The sequence below is a fragment of the Desulfovibrio sp. MES5 genome (assembly GCF_002237645.1).
Classification (GTDB): Bacteria; Desulfobacterota; Desulfovibrionia; order Desulfovibrionales; family Desulfovibrionaceae; genus Desulfovibrio.
In genome coordinates this window covers 1-18122 of the sequence record NZ_MJUZ01000037.1, presented here as the reverse complement: position 1 = coordinate 18122, position 18122 = coordinate 1, and the positions used below count along the sequence as shown (strand labels likewise).

Annotated in this window: 13 protein-coding genes and 1 tRNA gene; 12 read left to right on the top strand and 2 right to left on the bottom strand. The window is 58.0% G+C overall.

Annotation, left to right across the window (positions count from 1 at the left end; genetic code table 11):
* Nucleotides 1-237: 237 nt before the first annotated feature.
* From BCS36_RS10210 to BCS36_RS10175, 8 genes are all read left to right on the top strand, one after another.
* Complete coding sequence (locus BCS36_RS10210) at nucleotides 238-1353, top strand: efflux RND transporter periplasmic adaptor subunit (protein ID WP_291302790.1); 1116 nt, start codon at nucleotides 238-240, stop codon at nucleotides 1351-1353.
* A gap of 7 nt (nucleotides 1354-1360) precedes the next feature.
* Complete coding sequence (locus tag BCS36_RS10205; RefSeq protein ID WP_291302789.1) at nucleotides 1361-4564, top strand: efflux RND transporter permease subunit; 3204 nt, start codon at nucleotides 1361-1363, stop codon at nucleotides 4562-4564.
* Nucleotides 4561-6171 carry an efflux transporter outer membrane subunit gene (locus BCS36_RS10200; RefSeq protein WP_291302788.1) on the top strand — a complete coding sequence of 537 codons (1611 nt, stop codon included), beginning with the start codon at nucleotides 4561-4563 and terminating at the stop codon, nucleotides 6169-6171. Before BCS36_RS10205 ends, BCS36_RS10200 begins: the two co-directional genes overlap by 4 nt.
* A gap of 504 nt (nucleotides 6172-6675) precedes the next feature.
* Complete coding sequence (locus tag BCS36_RS10195) at nucleotides 6676-7344, top strand: hypothetical protein (protein WP_291302787.1); 669 nt, start codon at nucleotides 6676-6678, stop codon at nucleotides 7342-7344.
* A 1020-nt stretch (nucleotides 7345-8364) separates the two neighbouring features.
* Complete coding sequence (locus BCS36_RS10190) at nucleotides 8365-9567, top strand: hypothetical protein (RefSeq protein ID WP_291302786.1); 1203 nt, start codon at nucleotides 8365-8367, stop codon at nucleotides 9565-9567.
* Between the two features lie 47 nt (nucleotides 9568-9614).
* Nucleotides 9615-11393: a glycosyltransferase family 9 protein gene (locus BCS36_RS10185; RefSeq protein ID WP_291302785.1), complete on the top strand. Its 1779-nt coding sequence runs from the start codon at nucleotides 9615-9617 to the stop codon at nucleotides 11391-11393.
* 83 nt (nucleotides 11394-11476) lie between these two features.
* A complete protein-coding gene (locus tag BCS36_RS10180; protein ID WP_291302784.1) occupies nucleotides 11477-12082 on the top strand; it encodes a hypothetical protein in 606 nt (201 codons plus the stop codon).
* Between the two features lie 17 nt (nucleotides 12083-12099).
* The gene (locus BCS36_RS10175) at nucleotides 12100-12423 is read left to right on the top strand and encodes a hypothetical protein (protein WP_291302783.1); all 324 of its coding nucleotides are present in this window, start codon (nucleotides 12100-12102) and stop codon (nucleotides 12421-12423) included.
* A 314-nt stretch (nucleotides 12424-12737) separates the two neighbouring features.
* On the opposite strand, the gene BCS36_RS10170 is transcribed toward BCS36_RS10175, so the two are convergent.
* Entirely contained in the window at nucleotides 12738-12998 is a 261-nt protein-coding gene (locus tag BCS36_RS10170; RefSeq protein ID WP_291302782.1) for a hypothetical protein, read from the bottom strand.
* A gap of 107 nt (nucleotides 12999-13105) precedes the next feature.
* Here BCS36_RS10170 and BCS36_RS10165 point away from each other — a divergent pair, with 107 nt between their 5' ends.
* Complete coding sequence (locus BCS36_RS10165) at nucleotides 13106-13582, top strand: MarR family transcriptional regulator (RefSeq protein WP_291302781.1); 477 nt, start codon at nucleotides 13106-13108, stop codon at nucleotides 13580-13582.
* 43 nt (nucleotides 13583-13625) lie between these two features.
* Complete coding sequence (locus BCS36_RS10160) at nucleotides 13626-14333, top strand: SAM-dependent methyltransferase (RefSeq protein WP_291302780.1); 708 nt, start codon at nucleotides 13626-13628, stop codon at nucleotides 14331-14333.
* A gap of 412 nt (nucleotides 14334-14745) precedes the next feature.
* On the opposite strand, the gene BCS36_RS10155 is transcribed toward BCS36_RS10160, so the two are convergent.
* A tRNA-Phe gene (locus BCS36_RS10155) sits at nucleotides 14746-14821 on the bottom strand.
* 375 nt (nucleotides 14822-15196) lie between these two features.
* On the opposite strand from BCS36_RS10155, the gene BCS36_RS10150 reads away from it, so the two are divergent.
* Together BCS36_RS10150 and BCS36_RS10145 are read left to right on the top strand one after the other, a co-directional pair.
* Nucleotides 15197-16543, top strand: a complete 1347-nt coding sequence (locus tag BCS36_RS10150; protein ID WP_291302779.1) for a chloride channel protein — start codon at nucleotides 15197-15199, stop codon at nucleotides 16541-16543.
* Between the two features lie 145 nt (nucleotides 16544-16688).
* A complete protein-coding gene (locus BCS36_RS10145; RefSeq protein WP_179980625.1) occupies nucleotides 16689-17954 on the top strand; it encodes a phenylacetate--CoA ligase family protein in 1266 nt (421 codons plus the stop codon).
* The last annotated feature ends 168 nt before the right edge of the window (nucleotides 17955-18122 follow it).

Genomic DNA, 18122 nt, shown 5'->3' with positions numbered 1-18122 from the left:
ATAGCGGCAATGTGCCGCTTGAACTGGCGGCCTAGAAAATGCCTTGGGTTTAAGACACCCTATGAAGTTTTTTTAGAAGACGCCAATACCCAAGGACTGGGTGTTGCACTTTGAACTTGAAACCGCGATTGCTTTTTACGGTGAACTGTGTTTTTTACAACGATGTTTCTGCCCGAGTTCCTCATGGCGGGCGGTTTTTTTGGTGTGCGGCAGCACGCGTTCCTTACGGAGTAGTTCATGACCACCAGACCGCTATTTTCTCTTCCTGTCATTCTCGGCCTTTGCCTTGCGCTGGTTGCCTGCAACGGCGACAAGGATGGCCAGCACGGCGCCATGCGCCTGCCTGTCGCTGTTTTTGACGTTGTGGCCAAGGATGAACCCTGGCCAGCAGAGTATCAGGCCCAGGCATCCGGCTCGCGCGCTGTTGAAGTGCGCGCCCGCGTGGAAGCCATTATTGAAAAACGCCTGTATGAAGAAGGCGACTACGTGCAGCAGGGGCAGCTGCTTTTCCAACTGGAGCGTGACCGCTATGAAGCGCTCATGCAGCAGGCCCAGGCCCAGTTCACCAACGCCGAGCGCGAATGGCGGCGGGTGCGCCCCCTGTATGAAAAAAACGCGGTGTCGCAGAAAGAGCGCGACAATGCCCTGGCCGCCTATGACAGCGCCAAGGCCTCGTTGCGTCAGGCCAAGATCAACCTGGACTACTGCCAGGTGACGGCCCCTGTCTCCGGCTACAGCAGCAAGGAAAACTACACGCCCGGCAACCTGGTGGGCAACAACTCGCTGCTCACCTACGTAAACCAGACTGACCCGATGTACATCGACTTTTCCATTGCCGCTCCCGAGCGCATGACCCGTCAGAATCTGGCTGCTCAGGGGCGTCTTGTGATACCCGCCGATGGCCGGTACCATGCGCGCCTGCGCCTGCTGGACGGCAGCATGTACAAAGGCACTGGCGAGGTGACGTTCATCGACAGCAAGGTACAGCCGACGACCGGCGTCATAAAGGCCCGCGCCGTCTTTGACAATGCCGACCACAGCATCATGCCCGGACAGTATGTGCGCCTGTACATGGACGGCGACGTCCTCAAGGATGCCGTACTCGTCCCGCAAAAGTGCGTGCTGCTTACCCAGAAGGGTTCGCTGGTCATGGGCGTGGACAAGGACGACAAGGTGTATCCCATTCCTGTGGTCGTTGGCGTGTCCGTCGGCAACAGGTATCTTGTGCTTGAAGGGCTCAAGGGCGGCGAACGCATTATCAGCGAAGGCATGATCAAGGCCCGCCCCGGCTCTCAAGTGAGCATAATGCCTTCAGGGGGCCAGCAGCCTCAGGAAGGCGCGGCCAAGAAGTAGGTTAAATATGGCTGTTTCCACAAAGCCGAATTTCTTTTTACGCAGACCCATTCTCTCTGCGGTCATATCCATCGTCATCACCCTGGTGGGTGCACTGGCCATGCGGGCGCTGCCTATCGCGCAGTACCCCGACCTTGTGCCCCCCACGGTAAACGTCAGCGTGACGTACCCCGGCGCTTCGGCAGAAACCATTGCCTCTACAGTGCTGGCCCCTCTGGAAGTGAACATCAACGGCGTGGAAAACATGCTGTACATGACTTCCACGGCGGCCTCCGGTTCGGGGTCGGGCAGCATCGACGTGTACTTCGCGCTGGGGTCCAACCCGGATATGGCCCTTGTCAACGTCAACAACAAGGTCAACCTGGCGCAGACGATTCTGCCTGAAGCTGTGCGCCGTCAGGGCGTCAGCGTGCTCAAGCGTTCACCGGCCATGCTGCTGGTGTTCTCGTATTTTTCGCCCGATGGCCGTTATGATCAGGTCTACATCAACAACTGGGCCCAGATTAACGTGGTGGACGCCCTCAAGCGCGTTACAGGCGTTGGCGACGTTACCATTTTCGGCAGCATGGACTATGCCATGCGCATCTGGCTGCAGCCCGACAAGCTGGCCAAGTATGGCGTGTCGGTCAATGAAGTGTCCGCAGCCATTCAGGAGCAGAACTCCCAGTATGCCCCGGGGCGTCTGGGCGAAATGCCCTCGCCTGACAGCACTGAGCTTACCTGGCAGATCGACGCCCAGGGCCGCCTGGTGACGCCGGAGCAATTCGGTGAAATCATCGTGCGCCAAGGCCCGGACAGCGCCATGCTGCGCCTCAAGGATGTGGCCCGCATAGAGCTGGGCGGCAAGGACTACAGCGTCACCTCCCGCTATAACGGCATGGTGGCGCGCATGGGAGCGGTCTATCTGCTGCCCGGCGCCAACGCCATCGCCACAGGCGACCGCGTGCTGGACAAGCTGGCCGAAATCGGCACGACCATGCCCGACGGCCTTGATTATACCATCCTTGTGAACACCAACGACTTCGTGCTCGAATCCATCCACGAAGTTGTCTCCACCCTTGTGGAGGCCATGATTCTGGTGTTCATCGTGGTGTACGTCTTTCTGCAAAGCTGGCGCGCCACCATCATTCCCTGCGTGGCCGTTCCCGTATCCATTATCGGCACGTTCGCGGGTCTGTATGCTTTCGGCTATACCATCAATACCCTGACGCTCTTCGCCATGGTGCTTTCCATCGGCATCGTGGTGGACGACGCCATCGTTGTGCTGGAAAACGTGGAACGCATCATGACCTCGGAGCATCTGCCGCCCAAGGAGGCCACGGCCAAGGCCATGAACGAGGTCACGGCCCCCATTGTGGCCATTGTGCTCGTGCTCTGCGCCGTGTTTATTCCTGTGTCCTTCATGGGTGGTCTTGCGGGGCAGATGTACAAGCAGTTCGCCATCACCATCTCGGTATCGGTGGTGCTGTCGGGCGTGGTGGCGCTGACGCTCACCCCGGCCCTCTGCGCGTTGCTGCTCAAGCCGCACAGTCACGATTACAAACCCCCCAGGGGCTTTGTATGGTTCAACAACTTCTTTGACGGCGTGACCAACGGCTATGTGCACATAGTCGACTTCCTTAAAGAATCGAGCATGCGCGCACTGCCGCTGTTCGCGCTCATGATTCTTCTGTGCGTGTGGCTGTTCAGGGTGGTTCCCGGCGGTCTCGTGCCCAATGAAGACCAGGGCTACATCCTTGGTATGGCCATTCTGGACGACGGCGCTTCGCAGCACCGCACCACGGCGGTCAACAAGGTTCTCACCGACTTCATGCTGAAAAATCCTGCCGTGCAGAGCCTGGGCACCCTGTCGGGCCTGGACATCACGTCCATTTCCGTCAAGAGCAACTACGGCACCTTCTTTGCCCTGCTGAAACCGTGGGGCGAGCGTAAAAAAGCCGACATGTCTTCCGACGCTGTGCTGAAAACCGTCGGCGCGGTGACCGTCATGCAGCCCGAAGCATTTATTCTGGGCTTTGCGCCCCCGCCCATCAGCGGCATGAGCACCACGGGCGGCTTTGAAGGCTACATACAGATGCGCGGCACAGGCACCCTGCTGGATCTGGAAAACCAGACCAACAAGCTGGTGCAGGAAGTCATGGGCGTCGGCCCTGACGGCAAGCGCAAATATCCGGCCATCGGCATGCTGCGCAACCTGTTCTCCACCGGATCGCCCCAGTTGTACGCCAATCTGGACCGCGAACGCTGCAAGGACATGGGCGTCAGCATCAGTGACGTGTTCACGGCCATGGGCGGCACGTTCGGCGGCGCTTATGTGAACGACTTCAACTATATGGGTCGTACCTTCCAGGTACGTCTGCAGTCCGAAGCTGAGTACCGTCTGCTGCCCGAAGATTTGGGCGACGTGTATGTACCCAACAACAAGGGAGAGATGATCCCCCTGACTGCGGTCATGACCCTTGAACGCCGTACCGCCCCTCAGGTGGTGGAACGCTATAACGTCTTCCCGGCGGCCCACATTATGGGCTCGCCCGCGCCAGGCTTCTCATCGGGCCAGGCTCTTGAACAGATGGAAGCCGCCGCCAAGGCCATACTGCCCACCGAGTACAGCCTCGGCTGGGTGGGTTCGGCGCTTCAGGAAAAACTGGCCAGCACAGACACCACAACCATCTTCATTCTGGCTCTGGTCATGGTCTTTCTGATCCTGGCCGCGCAGTATGAATCGTGGTCGCTGCCCCTTTCGGTGCTCACGGCCGTGCCCTTTGGCGTGTTCGGCGCACTGCTGGCCACCTGGGGACGCGGCCTTTCCAATGACGTGTACTTCCAGGTAGCCCTGGTCACACTGGTAGGCCTGGCGGCCAAAAACGCCATCCTCATCGTGGAATTCGCGGTTGAGGCATGGCGTAGCGGCCGCAGTCTTGATTCGGCGGCATCCTTTGCCTCCCGTCTGCGCTTCAGGCCCATCATCATGACCTCGCTGGCCTTTATTCTGGGCTGCGTGCCCCTGGCCATCAGCACCGGCGCCGGCGCGAACAGCCGTCACGCCCTGGGCACGGCGGTCATCGGCGGCATGCTGGCGGCCACGTGCATCGCCACGCTCTTTGTGCCGTACTTCTTCAAGATAATTATGCAGCTATCCCTGAAACTCCAGGGCAAGAAGGATCCGAACGCCGGTAAGGACGGTTCCGGCAACGAACAGGAGGATCTATGAGTTCCATCAGTACTGCCCGACGCATGAACCCGGCCAGGGCCATTGTTGCCCTGCTGGCCGTGCTCACGCTTTCGGCCTGCTCATTTGCGCCGCGCTATGAGCGACCTGAAATGGACATGCCGAGCCAGTGGCAAAAAGTTGATGCCGGGGCAGCGCCCCTGAATACCGACTGGTGGACCCGTTTCAATGACCCCGTGCTTACCGCCATGGTGGACGAGGCGCTGAAAAATAACCAGGACCTGGCCGAATCTCTCGCCAAGATTGATTCCGCCGCGTCACAGGTTGGCATAGCCACCGCCGATCTGCTGCCCGCTGTGAGCGGTTCGGCTGGATCCGTGGCCGCAGGCGCTTCTGAAAAGACGCCCAATACCATGCCGTTCAACAAGAGCGGTCTTAACCGCACCACAACCACCAATCAGGCGGCGCTCAACGCCTCCTGGGAGCTGGACCTCTGGGGCAAATACCGCAACAACTACACCATGCTCAGTGATGTGCTCATGAGTACGGTCATCGGGCATGAGGCCCTGCGCCTTTCTGTGGCAGGGCAGACCGCCCAGGGCTATTTTGCCCTGCTGGCGCTGGACATGCAGCTTGATACGGCCCGCCGCACCCTCAAGACCCGCGAAGATGCGTTCAGCATCTACACGAGCCGCTACAAACAGGGCGACATCACCGAGCTTGACTGGCAGCGCGCCAGGGCCGAGGTGGAAACCGCCCGCGCTCAGGTGCACACCAGCACCGTGGCTGTAGACAAGGCCGAGGCTGGTCTGGCGGTTCTGCTGGGCCGCTCGCCCCGCGACATTATGGAACGCGGCATGCCGCGCGGTCAGGCCATAGGCATGCTGCCTTCGCCGCCCGTGGTGCCCGAAGGTCTGCCGTCTGACCTGCTGCAACGCAGACCTGACGTGCGCGCCTCCGAATTCACGATGATGGCTTACAATGCCAATATCGGCGTAGCCCGCGCCCAGTTCTTCCCCTCCATCTCGCTGACGGGCATGCTGGGTACGGTCAGTTCGGCCGTGGGCAGCCTGTTCACCGGCCCCGCCGGGGCGTGGAGCTATGGCGTCACCGGTTCGATGCCCCTGCTGGACTTTGGCCGCACATGGTACAATGTCAAGGATGCCGAGGCGCGCAAAAACGCTTCCATCGCAGTATACCGCAAGACCGTGCAGACGGCGTTTCAGGATATGCGCACAGCCCTGACGACCCAGCGCGAGGCCGACGCCATCGTGCGCAGCATGCAGATTCAGGTGGAAAGCCTGCGGCGCGCCACCACCATCGCGCGTCTGCAATATGATAACGGCTACACAGACTATCTGACCGTGCTGGATGCCGAACGGCAGCTTTTCGCCGCCGAACTGCAGCTGGCCGCGGCTCTGCGTGACCGCCTGGACAGCGTTGTCAGCGTGTGCATGGCCCTTGGCGGCGGCTGGAACGATCCCGGCGCAAGCCCCAGTTTCCCCGTGGTCAGCACTGAAAAGCTGCTCGATCAGGAAACCAGCACAGGCTCACTGGGCAAGTCTCCGGTTTCCGGCAAGGCCGCCCCGCAACCTGTCAAGGCTCAGCCTGCGGCGCAGGACCAGTCCAAGGGCGGCGTAAGCCTTTAGCCGCCGCTTCCTCCAAGATCATAGGCCCTCTGACTGCCGTCAGGGGGCCTTTTTTATGGTTGCTATACCTCCAAAAAATAGGGGAGGGCCGGGAGGGGCAGAGCAATGTATGTTGGCTGCAATGCTTTGTGGAGGAGGGACCCTTTTGCAAAAGGGTTTCCTCCCCCACGCCCCACCCTCTAAAACCTTTATTATGTCGTGACATGAAAGAGGGTTCTGATATAGAGCGGGAGCTTCAGAAGCAGGTCTGTAAAACCTCACGCTGTTCAAGAATGATCAGTGTCAGCAGCAAAGATACGCAGGCGCACGCCGTTTGCCCCTACGCCACTGCCGCATTGCTTATGAGGTTTCAGGGTGCACTGGCTCCAAGCTCCAGTGCATGCCGGAAATTTGGAGTCCCGGAACATGGATGCGACACGGCGGCCGTACCTTTGCCAACCGGGGCGTCGTCGGCAGCTCTTGGCAAGAACTTTACAACTTTGAGCGACTATCGTATGAGCAATTATGGACAAGACAGTGTACATCGTTGTTCTTCTGTTTTTCGTGCTGGTGGCGGCTCCCGTGCCGTCTTCTCGCGCTGCCGACGCCATTGTGCAGGGGCAAAGTGCCCAGGCGGGGGACAAGGTAAAAAAAGAAACGCCGACTGCGGGAAAAGTCCAAAGAGCTTCCCCGGCCTCTTCTGCCAAGCAGACCTCGGTGAAAAAACAGAAAAATTCCCTTCACGCGCGGGAGTGGACCTTCAGTGAGGGCAGCAGCCGTGATACATGGCAGATCCAGGGCATGCCCGCCAACAATCTGCAGGGCCGTGCCGTTGGCAGCCCTGTGCCGAAAGATATCGCCCCCGGCCAGGTGGTGAACACCTCCAAGAGCATCGACAGCGCCCTGAGCCAGGCGGAAAAGAGCAAGAAAAAGGGCGCCCTTGCCCTGAGCGTGGACGACGAGAGTTCCCCCTGGCGTGAATCGGTCACAAGCAGCATGTCGTCTGATGAGAACCTGAACATGGAAAGCCGCCACGTGGTGCGCGCCTATGCCGACACCGAAGTGAGCGAGGACATGAACATAGGTCTTGGCCCGGAACTCATACTCAGAAACGAACAACGCGAACGTCCTTCCAACAACAAGCAGCCAGACTCCGTACTGGGCATGGGCATGCAGTTCAAGCTGGATTTCTAGCACGTGCCTGCAGCTGCCGCGCCTTGGCAGACTGCGTTTGCGCGCCGTGTTTCGGCTTTGCGGCATGCCTGCTGCGCCTCGTCCGAGCGGATGCGCCCTGAAAAATGTGGTTGCAATGCCAGCACCACGCCGCGATGATGACTGATTCGGCATCTGAATGCCGCGTGGTTGCAAAACAGACCTCCGCCAAATATTGATTCCCAAAATTCTGGATACGTCCGCGTCGGGGCGCAAGCCTGCGGCAACCTGCGCGCGCCTTCATGCGCGGATATGGTCGCGTGGCCGCAGTGCCTTTCAGGGTAAAAGCGTTCCCCTGCTGCGCTGTGCTGTGCGCATGAGGATTCCGTCAATGCTTCCGCCACGACTCCGCCAATGATTCAATACAATGGCTCGGGCATGTCTGTGGACAGGCTGCCACGGCTCGTGCGTGCCCATCATCTGCCCACAGGCGCTTGCGTGGCCGCCGCATGCTGGCCCGTGGCTTCCCCCGTGGCCTCACGGGGGTTCTTGCCGGTGCTCCCCTGTGCGTCCCGTGATGCTGCGAGGCTCCGGCACGGTAGCCACATGGCGTTTGCGTGCCTCCCCGTCCCCGTGCGAGGCCAGGGCAAAAAACGCTTCAACCCTGCGTCGACATTCTGGCGCAATCCCTGCCGGTTTCCTGCCGGAGCCAACTTATCCAAGCTGCCTTCTGCGTCAGCGCCAAGCCAACTCGCTGCAATGTCATATCTTTAACACCTTGGCATTGTCCTTGCTTTTCCTTGGTCGGGGCGGCAGCTCAGCCGCTTTGCGCAGGTGCGGAACGAAACGGTTCTGGCGACTGCACGAATGGGCGAGAGTACCGAAGTCGCAAGCACGGCTTCTTCGCCGTCTGAAAAAACTGACCGATTTTTGCTGGCCGCAGGCCGGAGATCGGCACAGCCAACATAGCAGTTTACTGACGCTGTTAAGCGACGATGCGGGAGTTATGCATCTTTGAAAGCGCAAGTTTTCAAAGGCTGATGCTCCAGGAGGAATGACTATATGGCGCTTTCAAATTTTCTTATACGTCCACCCACCGAGGCACAGCAGGGCCAACAGGCCGGACAGCGTCGTCCTGCGTCCGCTGCCGCCACAGGTGGGTCAAGTTTTGCCGCTGTCATGCAGGGGCAGGCACGTCAGGCAGAAGACAGCGCGCAAGCGCAGCAGGCGGCGCAGAGCCAGAGCGCTCAGGCGTCTGCCATGGCAGGCATGCCCGTCAACCTTGCAGGCGGCCCAATAGGCGGCCAAGTAGGTGGTCAGACGACAGGGCGAAACAGCATGGTGCTGGCCGGGCGCACCCCCAGCGATCTCATGCGCGCCCAGGTTTTCAACAAGGCCCAGACAGATATGCGCCAGACGCAGGCAATTGAGGGCCTTATGCAAAGTGTGGGGGGCGGCGGCTCCACCCTGGACCTGGCCCGCAGCATGGGCACGGCCCGTCACCTGCGGTCCATGACAAGCGCGTTGGGCGACAAGATGAGCGGCTTCAACGTCTCTGACTTTGTGCATACCCGGCCTCAGGGGCAGGGCAAGGCGCGTCAGGCGCGGCATAAAACCAGTGCTGAAGACCTTGAAATGGGCAAGCTTTCCGCCCAGTTTGAGTCTGGCCGCGACGGCATTGCCGCCGTGGGCTATGACCGCAACGGCGGAACCTCATATGGCAAGTATCAGGTGTCGTCGCGCGCGGGCAGCCTCGGTGATTTTCTTGATTTTCTGGACAGCGAAGCGCCGGACCTTTCCAAAAGGCTGCGCTCGTCCGGGCCGGGCAATACGGGCAGCCGCAAGGGTGCCATGCCCGATGCATGGCGTGCTATTGCCAATGAGCAGCCGGAGCGCTTTGAGGAGCTTCAGGAGGCCTTTGTGCGCGAAAGTCACTACAAGCCTGCTGTTGAGGCCATAGCCCAGCGTACCTCGCTTGATGCGGACAAGCTCTCCACCGCCATGCGCGAGGTCATCTGGAGCACGGCTGTGCAGCATGGCCCCACGGGGGCGGCACGCATTTTCGCCAGGGCGGACGACATGAGCGGCAGCCCCAACGATCCCGGATATGAGCGCAAGCTCATCACCAATGTATACAAGTTGCGCGCCGGCCAGTTCGGCTCTTCAACCAGCGAGGTGCAGGCAGCGGTGCAGAACCGTTTCCGCCAGGAGCGCACCCTGGCGCTCAACCTTCTGGATGACGGGCACAGTTCCAATCTGGCCTGATCTGCCCCCCGCAGCCTATGAATACTGCCGCGCCACACGCCTCAGACATGCCGTGCTCCCCCGTCTCGCCCCCATGCGACGCGAGGGAGAGCACGGGCGTTATCATCATCAATCTGACACGCTTCGGCGACTTGTTGCAAAGTCAGGCTCTTGTCACTGATCTGCATAGGGCAGGACTGCGTGTGGGTCTGGTCTGCCTTGAAAACTTCGCTTCGGCTGTGCCGCTGCTGCGTCATGTGGATGCGGCCTGGCCCCTGCCCGGAGCAAGTCTGATGGCTGGCATCGGCGGCAACTGGCGAGACGCGGCCTTGAATCTGCTGGCTTTTGTGCGCCGCATTCATCGCGAGATGCCCGGCGCGCGCGTCATTAACCTCACTGCCACGCTGCCTGCCCGCCTGCTGGCCCGTATGCTGGCCTCGCGGCCTGACGGCATATGGGGCTTCGGCATGGATCAGGAGGGCTTCGGCTTCAGCGGCGGCATCTGGACGTCCTTTCTTGCCGGGACAGTGTTGCGCCGCCTCAATACGCCTTTCAATCTTGTGGATACCTTTCGCATGGTCGGAGCGCAGGCCTTGTCCCCGCAGGAACTGGAGCGCATGCATTCCGCCAGCGCGCAGGAGGCGTTGGACGGCACGCAAGGGAAAGCGGCGGCTTCCGGCCTGCAGCCGCCCTCTGACGAAGCTGTGCGCTTTGCACGCGCCTTGCTTGACGATGCGGCTGCCAGACAGGGTGTTTCCAGCCGATGCAAAGGTTTTGTCGCCATGCAGCTTGGGGCCAGTGAAGCGCGGCGGCAGTGGCCTGCGGCGCATTTCGCCGCCGTGGGCGACCGTATATGGCGAGAGAGCGGGCTTTGTCCCGTACTGCTCGGCAGCCCCGCGGAAGCTCCGTTGGCTGCCGCGTACGCGCAGGCGGCACAGGGGCCGCATATCAGCGCGGTGGGGCGCACCAATATTCCGCAACTGGCGGCGCTGCTTTGTCGGTGCCGCCTGCTGATCACCAACGACACCGGCACCATGCACCTTGCGGCAGGATTGGGCATCCCCTGTCTGGCGATTTTTCTGGCCACAGCGCAACCCTGGGATACAGGCCCCTACCTGCCCGGTTGCTGTTGCCTTGAACCAGCCATGGATTGCCACCCCTGCCCTTATGGCCGCGCCTGCCCGCATGAGCATGCCTGCCTTGAACGCATCGGGCCTCAGGGCGTCGGCGCTCTTGTTCTTGCCTGGCTTGATTCGGGAAGCTGGAGCACTGCGGTGCAAAATGCCCCCGACATCACTGGCGAAGCCCGTGTGTGGCTGACAGAAAAAGACAGCCAGGGCTTTGCCGCCCTGCGCTGCCTTTCGGGCCATGAGGGTGAAGACCGCAGCCTGTGGTTGAACTGCCAGCGTGTTTTCTGGCGTCAGATCCTTGACTCCCTGTCTGAAAACACAGCGCAAAGCGGCGAGTCCCTTGGGGAAGACGCGGGCAGCGTGCACGCGCGGGCAATGCCCGATGTTCCGGCGCGCCCCTTGGCGGAGCAACAGGCAACCATCCCGTTCAGCCCGGCCTTTGCCGCGAGCGTGCGGGATTGTTTGACTCAGGCAATACAATTATTCGGCTTACTTGAAGAGCAGGGCAACCTGGTGGGCAAAAGCGCCATGGCAGGGCAGCTGTTTTTGCGCAACTGCGAACGCTTGCAAAGCTTGCTGGATGCAAGCGTGTCTTTTTCCGCGCTTGGAGGCTTTTGGCGCGAAGTGCGGCAGCAGCGTGGCGGCGACATGAAGGATCTCATACATGTGATCCGGCAGATTAAATATTATATAACAGGCTTGAATAGAATAATATAATTAAACTGGCATATGATTTGCAAATAGGTTGCAACTGCCTATTGACGGCAAATTATTCCCTGCGGGGAGCGGGAGGAACAACCATGATTATTGTTGACGGCAATAAAAGCTCCAAAACCATATCTGCTTTTGAAAACCTTGAGCAGGTGCTGACCGACATCATGCAGGACGAATGCCTGGAAGGCCGCGTCATCACCGATGTGCTTGTAAACCAGGAAGCCTTTTCGGAGATCTATCCGCATCAGGCTGAAGATATCACATGCGATTCCATTTCTTCCGTGGAGGTGCGTTCCGTGCCCAGCAACGAAATGGCTGTGGATATCGCGGGTGAAATGGAGAAGGTCAGCAAGATGATGGGCCATGGCGCGCGTCATGTTTCGCGCCTGTTCCGCGAAGCGTCGGATACGGACGCCCTGGAACTTTTTCAGGACCTGCTGGATGTCACCCGTGATTTCATGAATATGCTCGGCGATCTGCGCCAGCGCTATACCGACAACGACAATCTGGGCTTTGCCGAAAAGACGGAAAAACTTTCCAGTCTGCTTTCTGAAATGGGCGATGCCCTTGAAAATGAAGACTGGATATTGTTGGCCGACCTGCTGGAATATGAATTTTTGCCCGTCTGCAACGAGTGGGGCCAGGTCAGCGAACATCTGCGTGAGCAGATTGTCAGGCGCGTAGCCCAATAGGGCGGTAAGGAGCATTTATGGCTCAAGGAATTTGCTTGCTGGATCAGGCCCTTGACCTGGCCATGCAGGAAATGAGCGCACTTGAGGACGGGGCGTACGACAAGGCCGTGGCCCTGGCCGAAAGGCGCAACGAGATCACCAGCATGGCCTGGCATATGCTGGATGAGGACAATATTGAAGAGTGCCGGGGGCATCTCCTTGAACTCAACCGTGTGCAGGAACATCTGACCAGCCTCGCCGTTCAGGCCCGTGATACCCTGCGTCAGGAGCTGCAACGCTCCCGCCTTGAGCGGCAGCGTATGAACGGCTACCATCAGGCCATAGGGCAGGCCCTGCAATAGGGTGCAAACATGCGCGGCGTATATCAACAGGGCACGTACCGGCAAAACCGGCGCGTGCCCTGATTTGTATGGCATGTCGTATGGCGTGATGCGCTTCTGTTTGCAGCGCTTGGCTCGTCGTGCGTCCACCGGCATATAATGATTGCCGCGTAAGAAGCTCTTACAATAAACCGTCGGGAAGAACGCCCTGCAGCAGGGAACCAAAAGCTCACGCGGGTTGTCGGCGAGTTAGCGCTGGCATTAAAAAACGACTGGCAAGCGGCAGGCGTCGAACCGGCCAGGTTCAGCTTCAACGAGATGCCGAATTCACGCCGTTAACCGAAGCCTTCACAATGGAGCATCCCTTTTGGGGCTAGTGCCGTGTAAGGGCCATCCCTCGACATCAAGATGGCATGAGCGCCAATGCCAAACGTGTGGAACGCCTGGCGTGATAACGGCTGCCAGCCGAGAGAAAAGACTTTTGCGCGTGAATGCGCGGCATTGGCATCGCACAGCATTCCCCGCGTAGTCTCAGTATTTTGCTCTTTACGTCTTTGTCCCCGCGCGCAAAAAAGAAGAATTTCAAAAATGACCATGCCGGATCACTTGGTCTTGACTCTTTTGTTACGCGGATTTACAAAGTAAGCATTGTTAAGCGTCTTTACAATTTTATCGGTCAATAGCCCTGGAGCACTCACTATTTATGGACACCAAAGATCGACACATTTTTGATGCCATCAAACAATTTCAGTTCGTTGCCAGAAAATTTGCCCAGGTTGAAGAAATGCCCATTCCAGTGGAGCCGGGATTTGAAGTGACCACAAAGGAAGCGCATACCATCGAGGCCGTCGGACAAAAACAACCAGTGAATGTTACTGAAATAGCAGTTATTTTTGGGGTAAGCAGAAGTGCAGCATCCCAAATAGTGAACAAGTTGCATATCAAAGGACTGCTTGAAAAAAAATTGGCCCCGCACAGCGAAAAGGAACTTCAACTAACGCTGACTCCTCTCGGGCAGAGGGTATTTGATGCCCACAAGCACTTTCATGGTGCTGATCAGGAATTGTTGATGGACCGTCTGCGAGGTTTTTCCCAATCTCAGATAGCAACTGTTTCTGAACTGCTCAAAGCAATCGATGAGGTCATGGACAAGCGCCTTGCTTCCAAGCGTCAGAGTTAAGATGACATAAACAACGGTAAACCACTCCTGCAGGAGGATTTGCATGCAAAAAGGAACGGGGCGTTTATTTCTGGTAAGCGTCGGCATAGGCGATTGCGACAACATGACAATTCGTGCTCGCAAAACCATAGAGCAGGCGGACATTGTCCTCGCCATGGCCTTTATTGGGGAGCAGTACGCTGATGTGTTGTCGGGCAAGGAGGTTCATGACGCCGGGCATGCATTGTTTACGACACTGCATGCAGCAAAAAGCGGGGATGAAGAAAGGGTACGCCATATTGTGCGAGAAGCCTTCAGCGCGGGTAAAACCATTGCAGTGCTTGATTTTGGCGACCCAACGCTGTACAGCCCGCAATCCGGGTACCTCAAGGAGTTTGCCGATCTGAATCCGCAGATTATTCCAGGCATTTCCAGCTTCAATGCCGCCAATGCCGTCTTGAAAAAAGAATTGAGCGGCCTCTACGATCATGCGGTCATTTTAACTGAAACAAGGGATGTAGAGCAATTAGAACAGCTGGCCGCGACCCGTTCGACCATGGTGCTGTTTACGATGCGCATGGACCTGCCCGCAGTAATAAGCATGCTGCAACGGCACTATCCGGGCAGCACCCCAGTAGCCCTTGTGGTGAATGCGGGTTTTTCCGCTAAGGAACAGGTTGTTCACGCCACCTTGGAAACAATCATCGCGCAAGTGGAAAAAGAGCCGCCTGCATGGGCGCATTTGATTTATATAGGAGATTTTTTGCGTTAGAGCATTTTGCCTTTGAAAAAGTGTAAATGCTCTAACGCTGCACGAAAGTGCAGCGCGCCACAACGTGGCGTGGGTTCAGCCGCAAATCGCATTTTTCGGCTGAATGAAAACTTTGAAATGTGAAGTATTTCAAAGTCAATCTGCCCTGAAAGCCGCCGCTTAATAGATTTCCGCTGCAAAACTGTCCTTTCCCGAGAGATGGCGCACGGTTACTCAGTGCATTGTTCCTCCGGTTCTGCCCCATGCGACAAAGGGGCGCGAGTCTGTACACGCTCTGTTTCGCCTGGGCATTTTCACTGGGTATCACGGGTAGTTGCCTTGCGTCATTCTCAGACGGGGGAGAGATGGGGGAGAGGCTTTTGCCCAAACGAAAAAAGGACTCGGGTATTGCTACCTGAGTCCTTAAATTTCGTGGTGCCGAGGGACAGAATTGAACTGCCGACACGGGGATTTTCAGTCCCCTGCTCTACCAACTGAGCTACCTCGGCCCTTGCCAGTGAAATAAATTCCACAGCGGCTGGAGAAGTCTTCTACCCACTTGCCTTGGCTTTGGCAAGTCTTTTTTGCAAATTTTATCCAATACCTTGAAAATCGTTCGTCTTCCAGCCATACTGGCGAAGTTGCAATACGGAGCAGGCCCCCAAAAAACGGCTTTGCCCCGTTTGATTTTTGGAGTAATCACCCCTTGGCGCGCGAGCCCACGTGCAGCAGCGCCGTGTCAGGAGGCTTGCCAGCGTAGGATTTGGGGCATGCCCCCAAAGTGGTTATGGTCACATCATCCATCCCCGATGCCCTCGCAACAAGGATTCTTTTTAGTGAAACTGGGCAATCCTTTTCCTCAAATCAAATATGATTTCAAATACATGGGTGTTTCAGGCCTGGCAAGGATCATCGTGCAGGCTCTTCTTATCGGGGGAGCGACCGGCGTGGTCATCGGGCTGTTTCGCCACCTGAACAATGTGATCACGCATTGGATAGTGCGCTCAGTGAACGCGCACGGCCTGAGTGATGGTCTTGTCGGCTGCGCGGTGTTTTTCGGCCTGCTGCTCTTGGCTGTCCTTTCTGTGCTGCTGTTGCGCGTGGAGCCGCTTATCAGCGGGAGCGGCATCCCCCAGGTGGAACTTATGGTCAAGGGCAAATTGCGCATGAACTGGTTTCGTGTGCTGGTCTGCAAGTTTGCCGGCGCTCTGACGGCCCTGACCGGAGGACTTTCTGTGGGGCGTGAAGGCCCCTGCATCATGATGGGCGCTTCCCTCGGCGTGGGCGTGGGGCGGTTGTGGCACGACCCGAAGGCCGCGCACGAACCCCGGTTTCTTGTGGGTGGCAGTGCCGCTGGCCTTGGGGCGGCCTTTGGCGCGCCCCTGGCGGGCATGTGTTTTGCCTTTGAGGAAATGAAGACGCCGCTTCGGGCGCCGATGATCATTACCTGCGCCATTACGGCCTTTACGGCAATGCTCGTCATGCAGGCCATATACGGCTTTGGCCTGGTTTTTCCTTTCGGGGCGCGCCCCATGCTGTCCTGGAAGGCGTGGTGGCTGGTTCCTGCGGTGGGCGTGGCCATGGGCGCTCTTGGCGCGCTGTACAACGCCATACTTATCCGTCTGACCCTCTGGGCCGACAATACAAAAATGCTGCCGCTGCATCTGCGGGTGGTCATTCCCTTCATGTGCGCCGGGCTGTTGCTGTATTTTTATCCGATGGTGCTTGCTGGCTTTGGCATCACAACGCTTCAGCTTGCTGGCATGGCCCTGCCGCTGACAGCGCTTTTGCTGCTGCTGGCAGTAAAGATGCTTTTTTCCTGCGCGAGCTTCGCCTCCGGGGTTGCTGGCGGCCTGCTCATGCCCATCCTGGCCATGGGGGCCATGGCCGGAGCCTGCGTTACGTCGGCATTACTGCTCTTTGACGTGGTCACGCCAGAAAAAAGCGTCATCATAATTCTCATGTGCATGGCCGGCCTGTTCGGTTCCTCAGTGCGCGCTCCCCTGACCGGGGCTTTTCTGATGCTTGAGATGACGGGCGCGTACTCCAACATGGCGTTCATCATCATTACGGCCTATATAGCCGCCGCTGTGGCTGACAAAATGGGGTGCGAACCCGTGTACGACAGCCTGCGCCGCCGTTGCATTGTTGAAGGAAAAATCAGGCGTCCCAGGCTCAAGCCGCGTCGTCCGCAAAGGGCTGCGGGCGGCGCTCTTGACGGCGTGGTGTGAAATTCGCGCTGCAGGTCTTTTTTTGATGTGCATAAAAGTATACGTAACGCGCTGTTATAGTTTATCTTAATAAATAGTGCTTGCACTTTATGATTGGAGTGGCTATTTTGGCCCTTCAATGTAAAACAGGCCATGTGGAGTAGGTATGACCCGTAAAGACCGCACAGAAGGCATATACAGCCGTCGTGAAGTTCTGGATGAGAGCGAGCGCCGCCAGTACTGCCTTATCCAGCTCAAGGACTTGCTTTCCTATGCGTACCGTTATTCGGAAGACGTAAAAAAGCGTTTTGACCGTGCGCAGTTTAATGTGGAGAAATTCAAGACCCTTGCTGACATCAAGCATATTCCCATTCTCAAGAAGAAGGAGCTTATCTTTCTTCAGTCAATGGGGCCGCGTCTGGGCGGACTGCTGACCAAGGACATTGGCGAACTCAAGCGCATATTTCTTTCCCCCGGCCCCATCTTTGACCCCGAAGACCGTGGCGAAGATTACTGGGGCTACACCGAAGCCTTCTATTCCGTGGGCTTTCGCCCCGGCGACGCGGTGCAGAACACGTTCAACTATCAGTTGACGCCTGCGGGCCTCATGTTTGAGGAGCCCCTGCGCAACCTTGGTTGTGCGGTTATTCCCGCTGGCCCCACGGACGCAGCTACCCAGCTGGACATCATGCAGAAGTTGCGCGTTTCCGGCTATGTGGGCACGCCGAGCTTCCTCATGCACCTCGCGCAGAAGGCTGAAGAAAAAGGCCTTAACCTGCGCAAGGACCTCTTTTTGGAAGTGGCCTTCGTCACAGGCGAGCGGCTTTCGGAAAAGATGCGTTCGCAGATGGAAAAGAAGTACGATCTGGTCATGCGCCAGGGGTACGGCACGGCGGATGTGGGCTGCATCGGTTACGAATGCTTCCACAGGACCGGCCTGCACATCGCCAACCGCTGCTATGTGGAAATTTGCCATCCTGACACGGGCATTCCGCTGAAGGACGGCGAAGTGGGCGAAATCGTGGTGACGGCCTTTAACAAGACCTATCCGCTCATCCGTCTGGCCACGGGCGACCTTTCGTTCATTGACCGCAGCCCCTGCGCCTGCGGCCGCACCAGCCCGCGTCTCGGCAGCATTGTGGGCCGCGTGGACACCACAGCCCGCATCATGGGCATGTTCGTGTACCCGCATCAGGTCGAGCAGGTCATGAGCCGCTTTGAAGAAATCAAGCGTTGGCAGATTGAAGTGACCAACCCCGGCGGCATCGACGAAATGACCCTCTTTGTGGAAACCAGCGGCTTCAAGCGTGAAGAAGAGTTGCTGCACCAGTTCCGCGAAAAGATCAAGCTGCGTCCTGAACTGCGCGTGCTGGCTCCCGGCAGCCTGCCCCCGCAGATCCGCCCCATCGAAGACAAGCGCCATTGGGACTAGAGCAGATTAACTTTGAAATGCTTCACATTTCAAAGTTTTCATTGTATGTAGAAAACCCCCCGCTAGGCGGGGGGTTCCGTAAAGCTTAAAGCTTTAAGCACGTCAGCAAAACTCCTTTTGATTTGTTACAACAACTTGCGGTCTGGCAACTGCAAACGAAACAAATCA